This window comes from Celeribacter sp. SCSIO 80838 (assembly GCF_056498065.1).
Genome location: NZ_JAZKMA010000001.1, coordinates 1,717,050 through 1,736,058, shown reverse-complemented (window position 1 = coordinate 1,736,058; position 19,009 = coordinate 1,717,050). Strand labels below are relative to the sequence as shown.

At 63.2% G+C, this 19,009-nt stretch carries 15 protein-coding genes; 11 read left to right on the top strand and 4 right to left on the bottom strand.

The genetic code is table 11. The features are described 5' to 3' along the window. Nucleotides 1–177: 177 nt before the first annotated feature. The gene (locus V1475_RS08605; protein ID WP_479412413.1) at nucleotides 178–2,775 is read left to right on the top strand and encodes a TonB-dependent receptor; all 2,598 of its coding nucleotides are present in this window, start codon (nucleotides 178–180) and stop codon (nucleotides 2,773–2,775) included. Between the two features lie 4 nt (nucleotides 2,776–2,779). Continuing rightward, nucleotides 2,780–3,907, top strand: coding sequence for a cytochrome-c peroxidase (locus tag V1475_RS08600; protein ID WP_479412412.1), 1,128 nt, complete (start codon nucleotides 2,780–2,782; stop codon nucleotides 3,905–3,907). 68 nt (nucleotides 3,908–3,975) lie between these two features. Here the strand turns inward: V1475_RS08600 and katG are convergent, their stop codons facing one another. Further along, on the bottom strand, nucleotides 3,976–6,153 hold the full coding sequence (katG, locus tag V1475_RS08595; protein WP_479412411.1) for a catalase/peroxidase HPI: 2,178 nt from the start codon (nucleotides 6,151–6,153) through the stop codon (nucleotides 3,976–3,978). A 205-nt stretch (nucleotides 6,154–6,358) separates the two neighbouring features. Further along, a complete protein-coding gene (locus V1475_RS08590) occupies nucleotides 6,359–8,179 on the bottom strand; it encodes a tetratricopeptide repeat protein (protein ID WP_479412410.1) in 1,821 nt (606 codons plus the stop codon). Between the two features lie 299 nt (nucleotides 8,180–8,478). On the opposite strand from V1475_RS08590, the gene V1475_RS08585 reads away from it, so the two are divergent. Further along, nucleotides 8,479–8,985, top strand: coding sequence for a hypothetical protein (locus V1475_RS08585; RefSeq protein WP_479412409.1), 507 nt, complete (start codon nucleotides 8,479–8,481; stop codon nucleotides 8,983–8,985). Nucleotides 8,986–9,052: 67 nt separating this feature from the next. Then, complete coding sequence (locus tag V1475_RS08580) at nucleotides 9,053–9,379, top strand: hypothetical protein (RefSeq protein ID WP_434288571.1); 327 nt, start codon at nucleotides 9,053–9,055, stop codon at nucleotides 9,377–9,379. Between the two features lie 117 nt (nucleotides 9,380–9,496). Here V1475_RS08580 and V1475_RS08575 read toward each other — a convergent pair whose 3' ends face one another. Then, on the bottom strand, nucleotides 9,497–10,549 hold the full coding sequence (locus V1475_RS08575; RefSeq protein ID WP_434288572.1) for a cytochrome-c peroxidase: 1,053 nt from the start codon (nucleotides 10,547–10,549) through the stop codon (nucleotides 9,497–9,499). 228 nt (nucleotides 10,550–10,777) lie between these two features. On the opposite strand from V1475_RS08575, the gene V1475_RS08570 reads away from it, so the two are divergent. The 7 genes from V1475_RS08570 (at nucleotide 10,778) to ptsP (ending at nucleotide 18,219) form a co-directional block, all read left to right on the top strand. Then, nucleotides 10,778–12,076: a 3-deoxy-D-manno-octulosonic acid transferase gene (locus V1475_RS08570; protein WP_479412408.1), complete on the top strand. Its 1,299-nt coding sequence runs from the start codon at nucleotides 10,778–10,780 to the stop codon at nucleotides 12,074–12,076. A gap of 117 nt (nucleotides 12,077–12,193) precedes the next feature. Then, nucleotides 12,194–12,673, top strand: a complete 480-nt coding sequence (locus tag V1475_RS08565; RefSeq protein WP_096806808.1) for an NUDIX hydrolase — start codon at nucleotides 12,194–12,196, stop codon at nucleotides 12,671–12,673. Nucleotides 12,674–12,787: 114 nt separating this feature from the next. Further along, a complete protein-coding gene (locus V1475_RS08560) occupies nucleotides 12,788–13,252 on the top strand; it encodes a DUF1178 family protein (RefSeq protein WP_479412407.1) in 465 nt (154 codons plus the stop codon). A gap of 69 nt (nucleotides 13,253–13,321) precedes the next feature. Next, complete coding sequence (locus V1475_RS08555; protein ID WP_434288576.1) at nucleotides 13,322–13,969, top strand: SDR family NAD(P)-dependent oxidoreductase; 648 nt, start codon at nucleotides 13,322–13,324, stop codon at nucleotides 13,967–13,969. A gap of 109 nt (nucleotides 13,970–14,078) precedes the next feature. Then, a complete protein-coding gene (locus tag V1475_RS08550) occupies nucleotides 14,079–15,314 on the top strand; it encodes an aspartate kinase (protein WP_479412406.1) in 1,236 nt (411 codons plus the stop codon). A 96-nt stretch (nucleotides 15,315–15,410) separates the two neighbouring features. After that, nucleotides 15,411–15,785, top strand: coding sequence for a DUF4260 domain-containing protein (locus V1475_RS08545; protein WP_479412405.1), 375 nt, complete (start codon nucleotides 15,411–15,413; stop codon nucleotides 15,783–15,785). A gap of 181 nt (nucleotides 15,786–15,966) precedes the next feature. After that, nucleotides 15,967–18,219 (top strand): phosphoenolpyruvate--protein phosphotransferase, encoded by a 2,253-nt coding sequence (gene ptsP, locus V1475_RS08540; protein ID WP_434288580.1) that lies wholly within the window; start codon nucleotides 15,967–15,969, stop codon nucleotides 18,217–18,219. Between the two features lie 6 nt (nucleotides 18,220–18,225). Here the strand turns inward: ptsP and V1475_RS08535 are convergent, their stop codons facing one another. Further along, the gene (locus V1475_RS08535) at nucleotides 18,226–18,996 is read right to left on the bottom strand and encodes an EcsC family protein (RefSeq protein ID WP_479412404.1); all 771 of its coding nucleotides are present in this window, start codon (nucleotides 18,994–18,996) and stop codon (nucleotides 18,226–18,228) included. Nucleotides 18,997–19,009: the final 13 nt, after the last annotated feature.

Sequence of the window (19,009 nt, the reverse complement as noted above, 5' to 3'; positions counted from 1 at the left end):
AAGCCCGTTTTTCGGCAGGTCTGTTGCCTTTTCATCACCTTACGCCACGGCAAGCGATATATGTGACAAAAACCATAAGAATTGTCCTTGCCCGCTTTTCGCCCCCCTTTTAGAACGCCGAAAATCCTCCGAAGCAAGCCAAGCGCCAGCCCACGGACCCATAGTCAGGACGGGCCCATGCGCTTTACATCTCTCTCCCTTCGCCGCCGCGCCGTGCTCATGGGCACGAGCGCGCTTCTCCTCTCCGCCCCCGCCGCCGTCGCTCAGGACGCCACCGTGCTCGATCCGATCCTGATCCTAGGTGAGGACGGGCAAATTCACGCGCTCGAAGGCTCGGACGAGGGTGTCGGCGCCACCGCGCTCGATGCCGATGCCATCGTCATTCGCGGCGACGGATCGGGCGATGCCAATACCGCGCTGACCACCTTGCCCCATGTGCAGGGCGATCCCGGCGACACGGATGATGCGGGCGCGAACATCGACGATGTGCTCGATCTTCAGCCCAAGGAACTGTCGATCTCCGGCGGCTCCCTGACCGAAAACACCTTCCTGCTCAACGGCGTGGATATCAACTCGGTCACCGGGACAACCCATCCGGGCACGAGCACCGATCTCAACCGCGAAGACAACCAACCCAACACCTACGCCTTCTACGGCCTGCATTCGCAGACCCAGTTCGTGCCCTCCTCGCTTCTGGAAGAGGCCGAAGTCCTCGACAGCGATGTTTCCGCCGAATATGGCGGGTTTCAGGGCGGCGTGGTGAAATACGAGCTGAAAAAACCGAACCCGGAAAAAGCCGAAGGCTCCGTGACGGTCAATTACAGCAGTTCCGATCTGACCGACTACACGCTTGCGACCGAAGACGGTGAAAACCCGAATGACATGATCAAGCCGAGCTGGACCAAGATCGAATACGCCTATGATTACAACCAGCCGCTGAGCGAGCGTTCCGCCCTGCGCTTCGGCTATTCGCGCCGCTCTGCCGAAGGCACCAAGGCCAAGGAACCGCAATATCTCGAAGACACGGTCGACAGCGAGAGCCGCAGCGATTTCTACAGCCTCGCCTATAGCCACGACTTCCTCAATGGCGACACGCTGACCCTGTCCGGGCAATACACCGATTACGATCAGGACTGGGACAGCAACTATGTCCGCGATTTTCATCTCGATGTGAAAACGCAATCGCTGTCGCTCGATGCGAAATATGAAAAGGACTGGGACGCGCTGTCGATCGCAGGGGTTGATCTCAAGAACGCCAAGCTGACATTGCGTGCCATTCATCAGGACAGCACGTCTTCCAACGACAACCCCCAGAACAAATATTACAACTGGTTCGGCTCGTACGGGGGCGGTTTCTATACCGATGCGTTCGATGAGTGGTGCGATGCCGATGAGACCGGAAGCAAACTCGTCCAATGCCGCACGGGGGGCTTGGGCAGCACGGATTACTCCGATGTGAGCAACCGGCTTGAGGCCAAGTTCGAAAGCGAAATCTGGAACGGTCGCCTTTCCATGGGGGCTGCCATCGAACAGGTCGAGGCCAACCGGAGCGGCTCCGGCTTTACCATGTATTCCTCCAACACACGCCTCTCCTCCAGCGCCCTGTTCGATGCCTTCATCTGCGCAGATGGCGACAGCGCCTGTATCGAAGACGAGTATTTCCACATTCGTATCTATCAGGAAGCCTATGACGTCGACATCGAGGCCCTCGCCGCCGAAACCTATGCGGAATTGGAACAGACCTGGGGCGACTTCACTCTACGGGCCGGCCTGCGGGCCGATTACAACGATGTGCTCGAAAACCTCGATCTCGCCCCGCGCCTGACCGCCACATGGAAACCGAATGCCGCATTCTCCCTGTCCATGGGAGCCAACCGTTATTACAGCGACAGCTATCTGGCCTATGCGATCCATGACGCCGTGCCGCGCGGTCTGAACCAACGCCGCACCCATGACAGCACCACCGGCGAAGTCGGCGAGTGGTACACCGACAGCGTGCTCAGCAACTACTATTACACCCAGGGCGATCTGAAAACGCCCTATACCGACGAGATCTCCCTCACCGCGATGTATCGCGATCACTGGACCAATGGCGTCTGGCGGCTCAAGGGCATCCACCGTCTCGGCAAGGATCAGTTCGCAGCCTCCGAGGACAGCACCACCCTGAACCAGACCCTGACCAACGACGGCAGCAGCGAATATACCTCCGTCTCGCTGGAATATGAGAACAACTGGGAGATCAACAGCGGCGCGCTCGACAGTCTCGGTCTCTATGTCTCCGGCGTCTGGGCGGATCGTGATGTGTCCTCGAACACCTATTTCCTCGATGACGAAGGCAGCCTGTCCTTCATCTCCTACAAAGGGAAAAGCTACAGCACCGCCGAATTCAGCGAGGTGACCGGTAATCTCGACATTCCCGTGCGCGCCACGCTCGAACTGCGCAGCACCTGGAAGGACGAGCGGGTCAAACTCGGTCTCGGTGCGGACATCACCGCGAGCTATAACGGCGTGATCGACACGGACTCGAATGAGACGCTCGTGCATGACACTTACGGAAGCCAGTCGCACGACATCTACGAGGATTATAAATTCGACACCGTGGTCTCCACCTACCTGACCGCCAAGGTGCAGATTGCCAAACTGCAACAGGGCACGGCGACGCTCGACGTCAAAGTCTCCAACCTGTTCAACGACATCGGCAATGTCACCTCCACCGATGACAACCCCTGGGTTCAGGGCCGCTCTGTCTATCTCGGAACCACTTTTACCTGGTAAGCGCATGACACAGACCTCCGCACTCCGTTGTCATCTCTGGCACATGCCCGTCTGGGCCGCTGTCACCGTGGTTCTGGGCGTGGGGGTCTATGACCGTCTCGAACTCACCCCGTCCGAGACCGACCGGCTGCGCCAGATCTATTCCGGCCCGTCCTCGGACTGGCCCGCGCCCTGGGTCGACGCCGGTGTCGCCTATGTCGAACTGGCCTCCGCCCCCCTGCCCGCCCTGCCCGAAGAGGGCAGCCGGGAGGCCTTGCAGGTCGCTTTGGGAGAGCGGCTGTTCAACGATCCTGTTCTGTCCGAGTCCGGTCACATCGCCTGCCAGAGCTGTCACAACCGACGCGAGGGCTGGGGCGACGGTCTGCCGCGTCCCTTCGGTCACGCCCGCGCCGAAGGCCGCCGCAACGCGCCCGCGCTGTTTGCCGCCTGGGCGCGTCCGGCGTTTTTCTGGGACGGGCGTGCCGACAGTCTCGAAGATCAGATGATGGGCCCGCTGTCGGACCCGGCGGAAATGGCCAATCACGATCTGAGCGGCGTGACCCATCGCCTGAAATGGCTGGGCGGCTATCCCGAGAATTTCGCCGCGGTCTATGGCGATCAGGAGATCACGCTCGACCGGGTGGCGGGCGCTCTGGCCGCGTTCCAGACCCATCTCGATGCGCCAACCCGGCTGGACCGGTTTCTGTCCGGCGAAACCGCCATGCTCAGTGATGAACAGATCGAAGGGCTGCACCTCTTCCGCACCAAGGCGCGCTGCGTGAATTGCCATATGGGGCCTGCGCTGATGGACGGGGAGTTCCACAAGATCGGCCTGACCTATTACGAGCGCAGCTATCACGACATGGGGCGCCATGAGATCACCGGTGAGGCGGCGGATGCCGGGGCGTTTCTCACCCCCAGCCTGCGCCATGTCTCGCGCAGCGGGCCCTACATGCACAACGGTCTGTTCCCGACGCTCCGGGGCCTCGTGAACCTCTACAACGCAGGCGGCGCGCATCAGCCCGAACAACCGGAACGCGCCGCCCGCGACCCGATGTTCCTCCCGGCGACCGAGGTCGATCCGCTGCTAAAACCGCTCGATCTCACGACGGAAGAACGCGCGGCCCTGGTCGCCTTTCTCGAAGCGATCTGATCCTCCACCAAATATTCCATGAAAAAGGGCGCCCCGAACGGGACGCCCTTCTTGCATGTCCGAGGCAATCAGGCAGTCAGATCGAACCGATCCGCATTCATCACCTTGACCCAGGCCTTGACGAAATCCGCCACGAATTTCTCCGCGTTGTCATCCTGAGCATAGACCTCCGCATAGGCGCGCAGGATGGAGTTCGAGCCGAACACCAGATCGGTGCGCGTGGCGGTGTATTTCACCGCGCCGGTCTTGCGGTCGGTGATCTCATAGACCCCGCCTTTGACCGGCACCCATTTGTAATCCATGTCGGTCAGGGTCACGAAGAAGTCCGGCGTCAACGCCCCTTCGCGCTCCGTGAACACGCCATGTTTCGTGCCGCCGTAATTGGTGCCCAGAACCCGCATGCCGCCGGTCAGAACCGTCATTTCCGGCGCGGTCAGCCCCATGAGCTGGGTGCGGTCGAGCATCAGCTCCTCGGGAGAGACCACATAGTCCTTCTTGAGCCAGTTGCGATAGCCATCGGCAATCGGCTCCAGCACGTCGAAGGAGGCCGCATCGGTCATCTCGTCGGTCGCGTCGCCCCGACCCGGCGCAAACGGCACGGTGATGTCAAAGCCAGCCGCTTTCGCCGCCTGCTCGATGCCCACGCCCCCGGCCAGCACGATCACGTCGGCCACCGACGCCCCGGCCTCTGCCGCGATGGGTTCGAGCACGGAGAGCACTTTCGCCAGACGGGCAGGTTCGTTGCCTTCCCAGTCCTTTTGCGGCGCCAGACGGATGCGCGCGCCATTGGCCCCGCCCCGCATGTCGGAACCGCGATAGGTCCGGGCGCTGTCCCAGGCGGTCGACACCATCTCGGAGATCGACAGACCGGAGGCGGCGATCTTCGCCTTGACCGCGTCGACATCGTAAGAGGTCGCGCCAGCAGGCACCGGGTCCATCCAGATCAGGTCTTCGGACGGCACATCCGGCCCGATGTAACGGACTTTCGGCCCCATATCGCGGTGGGTCAGCTTGAACCAGGCGCGGGCAAACGTGTCGGCGAAATAGTCCGGATCGGCCATGAACTTCTGGCAGATCGCGTTGTAGATCGGGTCCACTTTCATCGCCATATCGGCATCGGTCATCATCGGGTTGTGGCGCTTCGACGGGTCGGTCGCGTCCAGAGGCTTGTCCTCTTCCTTGATGTCGACCGGCTCCCATTGCCACGCCCCTGCGGGCGATTTGCGCAGCTCCCAGTCATGGCCGAAGAGCATGTCGAAGAAGCCCATGTCGAACTGCGTCGGATGGGTCGTCCATGCGCCCTCAAGACCGGAGGTCACGGCATTCGCCGCCTTGCCATGCTGGTTCGGGTTCGACCAGCCAAGCCCCTGCATTTCGGGACCGGCGGCTTCCGGGTCCGCGCCCAGAACGGAGGCATCGCCGTTGCCGTGGGTCTTGCCGACCGTGTGACCGCCAGCCGTCAGAGCGGCGGTTTCCTCGTCGTTCATCGCCATCCGGGCAAAGGTCTCGCGCACCTGCGCGGCGGTTTTCATCGGGTCCGGTTTGCCGTTCACCCCCTCGGGGTTCACATAGATCAGGCCCATCTGCACCGCCGCGAGCGGGTTTTCCATCGTGTCGGGCTTGTCGACATCGGTGTAGCGCTCGTCGGAGGGCGCAAGCCATTCCTTCTCGGCACCCCAATAGGTGTCTTTCTCCGGGTGCCAGATGTCTTTGCGGCCAAAGCCGAAGCCGAAGGTCTTCAAACCCATGTTCTCATAGGCAATCGTGCCCGCCAGAACGATCAGGTCGGCCCAGCTCACCTTGTTGCCGTATTTCTTCTTGATCGGCCACAGCAGGCGACGCGCCTTGTCGAGGCTGACGTTGTCGGGCCAGGAGTTCAGCGGCGCAAAACGCTGGTTGCCGGTGCCGCCACCGCCACGCCCGTCGGCCAGACGATAGGATCCGGCGGCGTGCCACGACATGCGGATCATGAGACCGCCGTAATGGCCCCAGTCGGCGGGCCACCACTCCTGGCTTTCGGTCATCAGCGCATGCATGTCGGCCTTCAGCGCGTCGAAATCGAGGCCTTTCACCGCCTCGCGATAGTCGAAACCCTCGCCCATCGGGTCGGTCTTGGTATCGTGTTGGTGCAGAATGTCGAGGTTGAGCGCATTCGGCCACCAATCCATCACATTGCTGCCCATGGCGGTGTTGCCGCCATGCATGACCGGGCATTTGCCCGCCGTTTTCATATCATTACCGTCCATCTGGGGTCCTCCGTTGACTGACGTCCGGGTGGCCGCCCGCGCCCCGGCAAAATCGCCGTCGGTGCGACACGCTGTCACCTGTTGCGCCCAGAGGTAGCAAGCCGAATGGATAAAAAGAAATTGTATTATTTTTGATCTGAAATAAGAAAAACTAATCCAAAAACGCCCACCCGCACAGACATCAACGTGGGTATCAGCGCGAGTATCAGCGCGGGCAAACCAGTTCCCGGTTGACGTTGCCCGAGTCCGAGGACAGGCAAGGGTCCTGCGGCACCGTCACACCCGCCTCTTCCAGATAGCGGATCAAAGCTCCCTGTCCGATCTCTCCTCGCACGAAGCCGCGCAGATCGGCCAAAGGATCGGCCAAAGATTCGGCAGACACGCCCAGCACGGCCTTCAGCCGCGCCACCTCCGCCGCATCGCCGATCATCGCCGCCGCCGCCAAAAGAACCACATCGCGCGAGGGCTCCTGTTGCAGCGCATATTCTTTCCGCGCCATGTCGACGAGCCGCGCGTTCTTATGCACCAGCCCGGAGATCAGAATCGGCAGATACAGATAGGGCTGCGGGGTCGCACTGATGCCAATGCCGTCCAGTGCCGCCTCCCGCGCCTCCTCATGCAGATCGGCGGCCATATAGGCATAGGCCAGAACGCCATAGGAGGTCGGATTGGCCGGGTTCATGTCGATGGCATGGCGCAGATCGCGCACCGCCCGATCCGTATCCCCCTCCGCATTGTGAACCGCGCCCAGAAGCGTGTAGACGACGTCCGAACTCGGATAACGGTCGGCCAGCCGCTCGGCATAGCGCGTCACCTCCTCGGCGGAGAACTGCATCTCCGGCGACAAGGCCGCGACATCCATAAAGGGAAACTCCGGCACCGCATGTAACATGAGCGTGCCATAGGAAGACGCCGCAATCGGGTCCTCTTCCAGATGCGTCATCAACGGTTGGAAACAGTCATAGGCCTCGCGAAAGCGGTCCGGCGAGAGGCCATTGAGAAACGCATCCGTCAGCACGACACAGCGGAACGGCCCGGCGGTGGCGACGCGGTCGAACTCGCTCATCACGCCGCCTTGCGCGGCCAAGGTCCCGCTCACCTGCTGCGAAATCTCCCGCAACCCCGCGTAGACATCGCCATGTTCCACATCTTGCACGAAACGCCGCTGCAACAGCACCTCCCCGGTCGTCGCGACCGAGAGCTCGACGGCAAGATCGACCTCCCGCCCGAAACTAAGGATCGAGCCATTCAACACGTAATCCACCTGCGCCAGCGCGCGTTTGTCCGTGGCGGAGGGCAAGACATGGATCTCCGCCCGACCGAAGCGACCGAAATCGCCGGCAATCTGGCGCTGGATCGCCTTGCCGAGGTCCTCCTTGCCCGCATCGCCGGTGAAATTTCCAAAGGGCAGAATGGCGATCCTCGGGTAGGATGGGACCGGCGCGGTCGAGGCCCCGGTTTCGGCCCCGGTCTCCACCGTGGGCGAGACCGGCGGCACGCGCGCGCCATAGAGGAACGCCGCCGCGGCCAGCACCAGTCCGACCAGAAGTATCCCCCCGAAACCGCGACTGCGACGCGACGGGACACGGCCGCGCGTCGCGGTATGAGCGGGTTTGGGGGCCTGTGGCGCGGCCTGCGCGTCTTCGGCGGCCACCTCCTCCACGGCAACGGGCGCGGCGATCTCGGCAAGACCCAGAACATAACTGCCCCGTGGAATTTCCAGCCTGACGTCCTGCGGGTAATGCTCGTCGTAATAGGATGAGATGGCTTCGCGCAGACGCCGCATCCGCACCCGGACGATCGGGTCGGTGGAGGGGTCGAAATCGTCGTCCCGTCCGAGAAGATCCTGCGCGATGGCGTATTCGGTGATCTCTTCGCCCCGCCCGGCCAGATACTCCTCGGCGAGATAACTCAACAGAGCCCGGTTGGCTTTGGAGCGTGCGAAAGACGGGCTTTCCAGAAGCGCCGTTACCTCTTGTTGCACCAGAGCGGCCTTTTGCCCGCCTTTGGGTCCGTCCGGCAGCATGGGCGAACTCCTCAAGGACCATGTCGCATCACCTCGCACTGACGGCGAAAGTAACATGTTTCATAAGCGACAAAAGAGAAAATTCATCCAAAACCGCCTCAAAACGGCATGAAGAACGCTTTATTCGCCCCCCGCAACACCGCCCCGCAGCGGAGGTTACAAGATGTTACATCGGGGCGGACATCTGCGAGGGTGCCGCGTCTCGCCCCGCCGCCTGTCCGGTGAAACACTCTGAAACCGTTTGTTTCTGCAACACCGCATCGCTTTGCCGCACAGTCTGGCCGCAAAGGAGAAAGATCATGCAGGACCAGTTCTCGTTTCCGGCCCAGAGCACGTCGCACACCCATTCGCAAATCGTTCCGCACGCACAGGGCGGGGCGGTTCGGACGACGTCTGCGAAGACCGCAGATCGGGGCAACAGCCGCGACGGCTCTGCTGTGAAACGGCATGGCATCCTGCTGATCACCGCCTTGCCAATGGGCGACAGCCTCGCCCATCGCGCAGCCGGGGACCTCAACCCCCGTGTGGCGCGCGATGCCGAAGAGGTCTCGGCCCATCTGGAGGCGGAATCCTTCCGGCTCGCAGTACTGGAATGTCACCCGGAGCGTTCCGATCTGGTTCAGGACGCGATCCGGCTGCACCGGAGTCTGCCGCCGGAAGACGGCACCGCGCTTCTCGGCATCAGAACTGTCGGAGAGGGATTGCTCGATCTGTTGCGCTACACGCCCACAGCGTCGAGCTACGCCTTCCTCTCCGCCCGCGACCACCAGTTGCGCGCCCATGTTCTGGAGCTTCTCTCCCTCTGATTTTCCCCGTTGTTCCCTGTCTGCGCCCCACCGGGGCGGATCTCAGGTGTTTGTACAGGAGTGTCCCATGAGCCTTCCCTCCCCTGCCAAGGCACGTCGCATGGTCATCGCCGCCCCTCCGGGTCAGTTGCGGCTTGCTTTCGTGACCGCCCCGATTGGCCCCAGCGACAACCGCACGCATTCGCCACGTTTCGACGCCCCGCAGCCCCTGCCGGACTTGCATGCGCAGGACAGCGCGCTGATCGACCGCCTGCTGGAAATGAGCACGCAGTATCACCACGAGGGTCAGGACGAACTGTCCGCCCTGATCGACCGGATCGGGATGCGGTTGATGCAGATGTTTCTCGCGCGAAGCCCAGACACCCCTGCCACCGACCCGCAGGAAGCCCCGTAACGCAAAAGGCCCCCGCTTGCGGAACAGAACCGGACAGGGACGCATCCAGGTCTGCCCCGCAGGCGGGAGCCTCTGTGACGGCACGGCCCCGGACACGCCCGGAGCCGCACAAAAGCGTTATTCCACGATGACTTCCGCCGTCGGCCGCGGGGTCGTCGCGGTTTCGGCCGGCAGGATCGGCGTGGTGATCTCAGGCACTTCGCCGGTCAGCGAGCCGAGGAAGGCGACGATTTTGTCGGCCTCTTCATCGGTCAGTTCTTCGCCCAGCTGGCTTTCCGCCATGATCTGCACCGCCACCTTGAGATCCCAGACCTTGCCGGAGTGGAAATAGGGCGCGGTCATCGCGATGTTGCGCAGCGGCCCGGCGCGGAAGACATATTCGTCATCCACCGTATCCGTCACGGCAAACCGGCCACGGTCGCCCTCGGGCAGAATGTCAGACCCCGGTTTTTCGATCAGACCGAAGGGATAGTAATCCTCGCCACCGACATTGACGCCGGAGTGGCAAGCGATGCAGCCCTTGTCCATGAACATTTCAAGACCGGCCAACTGCTCTTCGGTCAGCGCATTATCGTCGCCATTGAGCCAGCTGTCGAACGGCGCCGGGGTGATCAGCGTGGCCTCGAAAGCCTCGATCGCCTTGGCCATATTGTCGAAGGTGACAGGTTCCGCCTCATCCGGGAAGGAGGCCTCGAACCATTCGACATATTGCCCCATGGACGACAGGGTCGCGACGACGTTTTCCGGCGTGTTGGCCATTTCGACACCGGCCTGAACCGGACCTTTGGCCTGTGCCTTCAGGTCATCCGCACGACCGTCCCAGAACTGCGCCACGTTGAACACCGCGTTCAGCACGGTCGGCGAGTTGCGCGGGCCTTTTTGCCAGCCATGCCCCACCGAGGTTTCCATGTTGTCATCGCCGCCCGTGGTCAGGTTGTGGCAGGAATAGCAGGAAAACACACCGGAGGCCGACAGGCGCGGATCGAAGAACAACGCCTTGCCGAGGTCGATTTTCTCATCGGTGATCGGGTTGTCCGCCACGGCAGGCACCGTGGAGGGAAGCGGTTTGAAAAATTCGAGCGCAGTGTCTCTCAACTCATTTGCCGATGCGACCGTGCCCCCCAGAACAGCGGCACTGGTCAAAAGGGCAATACGCGGTGCAAGTCTCATTAATCTCTCCCTCGCATAATAGAATGCAGTTTGACGATCGCGCGTCTGTGAACGAACCTAGAATCCTTCCAATTCCAAACTATGACTTAGATCAATTCCAATTCCAGAACCGGGTTTGACCGCCGCGCGCACAGCCGCCAAACCCGCCGTCCTTCCTCCATCAACCCTTGCCAAGAAAGCGATCCGCGTCGTAAGCGGGAGAGACCTTTTGTCACCCGAGGCGATGTTTTGCTGCTGTATCGTGCCTTTCTGTTGTTTTTGAGCCCGATCTTCGCGCTGGCCCTGCTGCGGCAAGTGCTGCGAGGACGCGAGAAGCCGCGCGATCTGGCGGAACGATTTGCCGCAGGCATCCCGCGCCATCCGCAGTCCTGCGCCACCCGGCTCTGGGTGCATGGCGCCTCGAACGGCGAGCTGACCGCCGCGCGCAGCCTCATCGAAGAGGCGCTGAACCGCGCGCCCGGGCTCGAGATTCTCGTCACCGTCAACACCGTGAGCGCCCGGCGCATGGTGCGCAAATGGCATCTGCCGCGCGTGCAGGTGCGGCTCGCGCCCATGGACCTGCGCCCGGTGCTGCGGCATTTTCTCGACATGTACGCCCCCGCCGCCCTCATTTCGCTGGAAAACGAGATCTGGCCCAATCGCTTCACGGTCCTGAAAAAACGCGGCATCCCGGTGATCGTCGCAGGCGCGCGCATGTCGGAGCGCACCGCCCGGCGCTGGTCCCACATGCAATGGCTCTTCGGCCCGACCATGCGCACGACCATCGGCGCGATCACCCGGCTGGCGGCGCAGGACACCGCCTCCGAGCAACGCCTGTTGCAACTGGGTCTGCCCACCGACCGCCTGTTGCCGCGCATGAACCTCAAGACCACGGTCGATCTGCAAGCTGCCCCCGAAGCCGCACTTGCCGCGCTGCGCCCGCATTTCCCGCATGCCACAACGCTTTTGGCCGCCTCCACCCATGAGGGCGAGGAGCGCGTGCTGCTCGAAGCCTATGGTCTGCTGCGTCAGAGCCAGCCCGACGCCCGCCTGATCCTCGCCCCCCGTCATCCCCGGCGCGGCGATGCGGTGGCGCAGGAGCTGACCCGCGCGGGGCTCGCTTTCGCCCGCCGCTCCCTGAACGACGATCCCGCCGCCGCGCCGGTCTATCTCGCCGACACGCTGGGCGAGATGGCGCTCTGGTATCAGCTTGCGGGGCTCTGTTTCGTCGGCGGTTCCCTCGGCCCGCGCGGCGGCCACACGCCCTTCGAACCGGCGCAGTTCGATTGCGCCCTGCTGTATGGCCCGCATGTCTCCAACCACCTCGCCGCCTATCAGGCGCTGGCGGACATCGGCGGCGCTGTGGAGGTGACGGATGCCGCCGGTCTGGCCGCCGCCGCCGCCCGGCTGATGGCCGATCCCGAGGCCGCCGCCCAAATGGCACAGAACGCCCACACCGCCCTCACGCCGCTGCGCGCCGCCCAGATGCGGCAGGAGGCGTTCTGGAACGCGCTGGCCGATCTGCCCAAATTGCAGGCGCTGGCCTAAGCCACGGACGTTTTTGCTTTTCAGCCGTCACATGAGCTTGTTACTCATGCGCTAGTCTGTTGCACATCTGCCGGTTGGGAGGCCGCAGATGCAGCGGCGTCGGAGGATTTCGAGCAGGTGTCATTGATCAGAGCCAGACAACTTCCGGTCAAACTGGGCCGGGGCGGGAAAGACGGGGTGCGCACGCAGTTCGGCGCGCTGATCTGGCGTCAGCGCAAGGACAAATTGCAGGTGCTTCTGGTCAAATCCCGGCGCAGCAAGCGCTGGATCATCCCCAAGGGCTGGCCGATGCATGGCGAAACCCCGGTTCAGGCGGCGGCGATCGAGGCCTGGGAAGAAGCCGGCGTCAAGGGGCGCCCTGCGCCGATCTGCATCGGCCTCTATTCCTACCTGAAAACCCCGCGCGAGGGCGGTTTGCCGAAACCCTGCGTCGTCGCGGTGTTTCCGCTCAAGGCCCGCTGGGTGTTCGACAAATACCCGGAAATGCACGAACGCAAACGCAAATGGGTGTCCCAGAAAAAAGCCGCAAGCCTCGTCGCCGAACCGGAACTGGCGCAGATCATCCGGCATTTCGATCCCAGACATTACAAACTCTGAACCACGGAGCCGCCGCCAATCAGGCCGCCAATCAGATTGCCAAGCCCCCCAAGGGCGGCTAGTCTGGGGCACTTGCAAACCCGCATCAGAGACACCCCAGCCCCCGCCCCGACCATGATCCGCTACAGCCTCAAATGTGCCGAAGGCCACCAGTTCGAAAGCTGGTTCCGTTCGGCGGACGCCTTCGACACGCTGCGCGCCAGCGGACAGGTGAGCTGTCCGGTCTGTGGCGCGACCGATGTCGAAAAGGCGATCATGGCGCCCCGGGTCAGCACCTCGCGGAGCCGCGCCGACGCCCCCGCACAAGGGACGCCGCCCGCCACGCCCGCGCCCGACATGTCTCCGCCTCCCAGCCCTGAGCAGATCGAACAGGCGGTCGCCAAGCTGCGCGCCGAGGTCGAGGCCAATTCCGATTACGTCGGTGTCGAATTCGCCGCCGAGGCCCGCAAGATCCACGAGGGCGAGGCCCCCGCCCGCGCCATCTATGGCGAGGCGAAACTCGACGAAGCCAAGGCGCTGATCGAAGACGGCGTGCCGGTTTTGCCCCTGCCGTTTACACCGAAACGGAAAATGAACTGACCCGGTTGCCCCCTCTTCGCGGCGCTCTATGTGTCTGCCACACCGGAACGAACCCTCAGGACAGATACCATGCCCACCGCATTGATCACCGGCGCCTCCCGCGGCATAGGTGCCGCCATGACCCGCGAACTCACCGCCCGGGGCTTTGACACCATCGGCACCTCCACGAAAGGCGGCGACGGGCTCTACCCGCTCGACGTCACCGACCCGCAAGGCCCCGCCGCACTGGCGCAAACGCTCTCCGGCACCCCCATCGACCTTCTGGTCTGCAACGCCGGGCTCTATCTCGACCGCGGCCAAACCCTTGCGACCGGCTACCCTGCCACGATGTGGGCCATGGAATTCGCGGTGAACGTCACCGGCGTCTTTCTGACCATTCAGGCCTTTCTCCCCGCGCTCCGTGCCGCACAGGGCAAGATCGCGATCATTTCCTCGCAAATGGCCTCGCACACCCGCGCACCGGGGGGCTCCTATATCTACCGGTCCTCGAAGGCGGCCGCCCTCAATCTCGGGCGCAACCTCGCGACCGATCTGCGCCCCGAAGGCATCGCCGTCGGCATCTACCATCCCGGCTGGGTGAAAACCGACATGGGCGGCGCTGGCGCGGAGATCACGCCCGAAGCGGCGGCCACCGGCCTCTCGGACCGCTTCGAAGCCCTCTCGCTTGCGTCAACCGGCTGTTTCGAGACATGGGACGGGCGGGCCCACGCCTATTGAGGCCGATCCGGCTTAAAAATAACGGCGTCACACAACCGTCACCCTTGCGCTTTGCCCCTTTGCCACTTAGAGAACCGTGACCAGTTTGAGACGGGGGAACCGGGCAAAAATGCCAATTCTCGTGATGAAATTCGGCGGCACGTCCGTCGCAACGCTCGACAAGATCAAACGCGCCGCCAAGCGCGTCGGTCGCGAAGTCGCCAATGGCTATGACGTGATCGTCGTGGTCTCGGCCATGTCGGGCGAAACCAACAAGCTCGTGGGCTTCGTGAACGACACCTCGCCGATGTATGACGCGCGCGAATATGACGCCGTCGTGTCCTCGGGCGAGAACGTGACCGCAGGCCTCATGGCGCTGACTTTGCAGGAAATGGACGTGCCCGCGCGCAGCTGGCAGGGCTGGCAAGTGCCCCTCAAGACCAATTCCGCGCATTCCGCCGCCCGGATCGAAGAAATCCCGACCGACAATATCATGGCCAAGTTCGCCGAGGGCATGAAGGTCGCCGTTGTGGCCGGCTTCCAGGGGATTTCGCCCGAGGGCCGGATCACCACGCTGGGCCGTGGCGGCTCCGACACCACCGCCGTGGCCTTCGCCGCCGCCTTCGAGGCGGAGCGCTGCGACATCTACACCGATGTGGACGGGGTCTATACCACCGACCCGCGGGTCGAATCCAAAGCCCGCAAGATGGAAAAAGTCGCCTTCGAGGAGATGCTGGAAATGGCCTCCCTCGGCGCGAAAGTGCTTCAGACCCGCTCTGTCGAGCTGGCCATGCGCTACGGCGTACGCCTGCGCGTCTTGTCGTCTTTCGAGGAATATAACCCCAATGCCGGCACGCTGATCTGTGCCGAGGAGGATATCGTGGAAAACAAACCTGTCTCCGGCATCGCCTCGTCGCGCGAAGAAGCCAAGATGACCCTCGTCTCCATCGCCGACCGTCCCGGCATCGCCGCCGCGATTTTCGGCCCGCTGGCCGAGGCCGGTGTGAATGTCGACATGATCATCCAGAACATCTCGGAAGAGGGTCGCACCGACATGACCTTCTCCTGCCCGATGGATCAGGTGAAACGCGCCGAGGCCGCGCTCGACGAGGCCAAGGCCAAGGGCGATCTGAACTTCGGCGAACTGATCTCCGACATGAACGTGGCGAAGATCTCCCTCGTCGGCATCGGCATGCGCTCGCAGTCGGGCGTCGCCGCGAAAATGTTCAAAGTGCTGCGCGACGAAGGCATCAACATCAAGGTGATCGCCACCTCCGAGATCAAGATCTCCGTGCTGATCGACCGCAAATACACCGAGCTGGCCGTGCAGGCCCTGCACGACGCCTTCGAGCTCGACAAGGCCTGATCTGGGCCATCCTTGCCGATCACATGAAACCCCCGCGCCTCGCACGGGGGGTTTCTTTTGTCCGATCGCCCCCACATGAAGACAAAGGAGACCGCCATGCGTGAGACGATTCTCTGGCAACGCGCCGAGGGTGCCCTGATCTGCGTCGCTGCGCTTTTCGCGCTCAGACACCTCGGCCTCCCTCTGTCGCCCTGGGCCATGGCCGCCCTGTTCTTCGCCCCCGACCTGTCCTTTGCCGCCTATGCTTTCGGCCCCCGCGCCGGGGCTTTCGCCTATAATCTCCTGCATCTCTATGGCTTTGGCGCATGCATCGGTCTTGTCGGCCTGATCTTCGCGCAACCAGTGCTCGCCGCTCTCGGCCTCCTCTGGATCGGACATGCCGGGGCCGACCGCGCCCTCGGCTATGGGTTGAAATCACCCCAATCCTTTGTGATCACACATCTCGGACGGATCGACAAAACCGGCTCATAAATCGCACCTGCGGCGAAACTTTCTGCACTTGCACAGGCAACTCCCGGATTTTTCTGCACTTTTTCCACGCAAATTCACGCTCACCCTGCCCGCAGAGGTTGATTTCCTCTGGGCAATCCCCACATCTGTGCTCTAAGAAGACGACGCCCAAAGCAAGGCGCGCGAGAGGACCGGCGGGGACATGCCAAACAATATGGAGAGCGAAAGCCGGAAGCTTCTGGGCCGGCTCAGGGACACTCTGGCCGAGGACAGCGCCGGGCAGGCGCGCCTCGATCGCATCACCCATCTGATCGCCGACAGCATGCAGACCGAGGTCTGCTCGATCTACCTGTTCCGCGACAAGGACACGCTCGAACTTTGCGCCACCGAGGGCCTCAAACCCGAAGCGGTGCACAAGACCCGGATGCGCATCGGCGAAGGCCTCGTGGGCCGGGTCGCCCGCACCCGCTGCATGGTCAACACCGCCGACGCCCCTGCCGAGCCGGGGTTCCGCTATATGCCCGAGACAGGCGAGGAGATTTATTCCAGCTTCTTCGGCCTGCCGATCCAGCGTCTTGGCGAAATTCTCGGCGTTCTCGTCGTCCAGTCGAAAGAGGCCCGCGCCTTCACCGACGATGAGGTTTACGCCCTCGAAGTGGTCGCCATGGTGCTCGCCGAAATGACAGAACTCGGTGCCTTCGTCGGCGACGAGGGCGGCATGGGCGCGCTCCATACCCACCCCGTGCTGTTTCGCGGCCTGACCGGTCAGGAGGGCGTCGCCGAAGGCCATGTCTATCTCCACGAACCGCGCGTCGTGATCACCAACCCGGTGGCCGACGACCCGGAGGCCGAATCCCTGCGACTGCGCGAAGCGGTGGACAAGCTGCGGATCTCCGTCGACAGCATGCTTGCCCGTGTCGAACCCTCCGACAAGGACCAGCGCGAGGTGCTTGAGGCCTATCGCATGTTCGCCAATTCCCGTGGCTGGATGCGCCGGATGGAAGAGGACATCGGGCGCGGTCTCTCCGCCGAGGCCGCCGTCGAAAAAGAACAAAGCGCCGCGCGCAGCCGTCTCGCCACCGTGCCCGACCCCTATATGCGCGAGCGACTGCACGATCTCGACGACCTGTCGAACCGGCTTCTGCGCATCCTCACCGGGCAGGGCAAGGAAACCGGTGCCGAAATGCCCGAAAACCCCATTCTCGTGGCGCGCAACATCGGCCCCGGCGAGCTTCTGGACTACGGCAAGGATCTCAAGGGCATCGTGTTGGAGCAGGGCTCCGTCGGCTCGCATGCCGCCGTCGTCGCCCGCGCCTGGGCGATCCCGCTGGTCATTCATGCCGAAGGCATCACGACAGAGGCGCTCAACGGCAATACCATCCTCATCGATGGCGATCAGGGCGTGGTGCACCTGCGTCCCGAAGAAACCGTCGCCACCGCCTTTCGCGACAAGATCGCGATGCAGGCCGAAGCGCAGAAACGCTATGCCGGTCTCGTGGGGCTCCCGGCCCAGACGCTCTGCGGCAAACATATCGCGCTGCACATGAACGCCGGTCTGATGGCGGATCTGCCGTCACTGGCCACCTCCGGCGCCGAGGGCGTGGGCCTGTTTCGCACCGAATTGCAGTTCCTGATCCGCAACAAGGTTCCGAAACGCGGCGATCTCGCCTCGCTCTATGCCCGCGTCATGGATGCCGCCAAGGGCAAGCGCGTGGTGTTCCGCACCCTCGACATCGGCTCCGACAAGGTGCTGCCCTATATGAAACCGCAGGACGAACCGAACCCGGCGATGGGCTGGCGTGCGATTCGCGTCGGGCTCGACCGGGGCGGCGTCATGCGGATGCAGTTGCAGGCCCTCATTCGCGCCGCTGCGGGCCGCCCGCTGACCATCATGTTCCCCTTCGTGGCACAATTCGACGAATTCCGCGAAGCCAAGGCCATGCTCGCCACCGTGCTGGAAAGCGAAGGCAAACTGGGCCATGTCCTGCCCGCCTCGCTCGAAGTCGGCGCGATGTTGGAGACCCCGTCGCTGGCCTTCGCCCCCGACCGGTTCTTCGAGGAAACCGATTTCATCTCCATCGGCGGCAACGATCTCAAGCAGTTCTTCTTCGCCGCCGACCGCGAAAACGAACGCGTGCGCAAGCGCTACGACACGCTGAACTATTCCTTCCTGAGCTTCATCCGCCAGATCGTCGCCCGCTGCGATCAGTTCGACACGCCCGTGTCCTTCTGTGGCGAGGATGCCGGACGGCCTTTGGAAGCGGTGGCCTTCGCCGCCATGGGCGTGCGCACCCTGTCGATGCGCCCGGCCTCCATCGGCCCGGTGAAGGCGATGCTGCGGCGTCTGGACCTCGACGAAGTGGCGGCGGTGATCGATCAGGCCGCGGCGAGCGGCGCACAATCGGTGCGCAAGGCGCTCTCCGATCACCTCGCGGAGCGCGGTTTCGTCACCTGAAACGCGTTAGCGCTTCATCTCCACGCGCAACATCTCCTTGAGCGCGTCAAAGCCCAGATCGCTGTCCTCGGCCATGCGCAGAAGCCCGAAGCTCACATGCGCCATGTCCTGATAATAGGCGGTATAGGCGTAATTCGTCGCCGCCCCTGCCACCGCGCCCAGAACGGGAATGGTCTGGGTCGCAAGCTTCTGCCCCAGCACCACCGACAGCCTCGGCGCAACCTTGGCGATGATGCCGTTGAGCGTCGCACCGGTCAGCGTCGTGCGCGCCGCCAGAAACCCGAGATCGGCCCCGTCGTCCGCCTCCAGAGGACCGGCGGCGGCAAAGACCTGAATGCAGGCCTTGCGCACATCCTCGCGGTCGGGGTCGAAGCCGTGTTCCTCGGCCACCACCTGAATCGCATGCAAAAGCACCGTCGTCGTCACCGGCAATTCGGCCAAAGCGGTCGGCAAGCCCCCGGCCCCGCCCAGCGCGCCAAGCCCCGAGGTCACCGCCCGCGACAACCATGCGTTGCCCTTCACGTTGCGCCGCCCGCGCGAGGCCCCGTCAAAGGCCAGTTCAAGCGCCGACATCGTTGCACCTTCCAACTGCCCGCGCACCGGCGCAGGCAGTTTGTTGAACAACCCGTCGGCGGTGCCGCCCACCATGTTCAAAAGCTGCATTCCGGGGTGATTGGCGCGTTTGAGACGCCGCGCAAGCGCCCGGATCGCCTCCGGCGTCGGGGCTTGCAACACGGCATGAGAGCCATCGGTGAGGGGCGGCAATTCTTTCATCATATCCCTTAGATGG

What these genes read in the sequence shown, in the direction of transcription:
- V1475_RS08560 (WP_479412407.1), top strand. Translation starts at nt 12,788, where the DNA reads ATGATCCGCTACAGCCTCAAATGTGCCGAAGGCCACCAGTTCGAAAGC.
- V1475_RS08605 (WP_479412413.1), top strand. Translation starts at nt 178, where the DNA reads ATGCGCTTTACATCTCTCTCCCTTCGCCGCCGCGCCGTGCTCATGGGC.
- V1475_RS08550 (WP_479412406.1), top strand. Translation starts at nt 14,079, where the DNA reads ATGCCAATTCTCGTGATGAAATTCGGCGGCACGTCCGTCGCAACGCTC.
- V1475_RS08535 (WP_479412404.1), bottom strand. Translation starts at nt 18,996, where the DNA reads ATGATGAAAGAATTGCCGCCCCTCACCGATGGCTCTCATGCCGTGTTG.
- V1475_RS08590 (WP_479412410.1), bottom strand. Translation starts at nt 8,179, where the DNA reads ATGCTGCCGGACGGACCCAAAGGCGGGCAAAAGGCCGCTCTGGTGCAA.
- V1475_RS08545 (WP_479412405.1), top strand. Translation starts at nt 15,411, where the DNA reads ATGCGTGAGACGATTCTCTGGCAACGCGCCGAGGGTGCCCTGATCTGC.
- V1475_RS08580 (WP_434288571.1), top strand. Translation starts at nt 9,053, where the DNA reads ATGAGCCTTCCCTCCCCTGCCAAGGCACGTCGCATGGTCATCGCCGCC.
- V1475_RS08585 (WP_479412409.1), top strand. Translation starts at nt 8,479, where the DNA reads ATGCAGGACCAGTTCTCGTTTCCGGCCCAGAGCACGTCGCACACCCAT.
- V1475_RS08575 (WP_434288572.1), bottom strand. Translation starts at nt 10,549, where the DNA reads ATGAGACTTGCACCGCGTATTGCCCTTTTGACCAGTGCCGCTGTTCTG.
- ptsP (WP_434288580.1), top strand. Translation starts at nt 15,967, where the DNA reads ATGCCAAACAATATGGAGAGCGAAAGCCGGAAGCTTCTGGGCCGGCTC.
- V1475_RS08555 (WP_434288576.1), top strand. Translation starts at nt 13,322, where the DNA reads ATGCCCACCGCATTGATCACCGGCGCCTCCCGCGGCATAGGTGCCGCC.
- V1475_RS08600 (WP_479412412.1), top strand. Translation starts at nt 2,780, where the DNA reads ATGACACAGACCTCCGCACTCCGTTGTCATCTCTGGCACATGCCCGTC.
- katG (WP_479412411.1), bottom strand. Translation starts at nt 6,153, where the DNA reads ATGGACGGTAATGATATGAAAACGGCGGGCAAATGCCCGGTCATGCAT.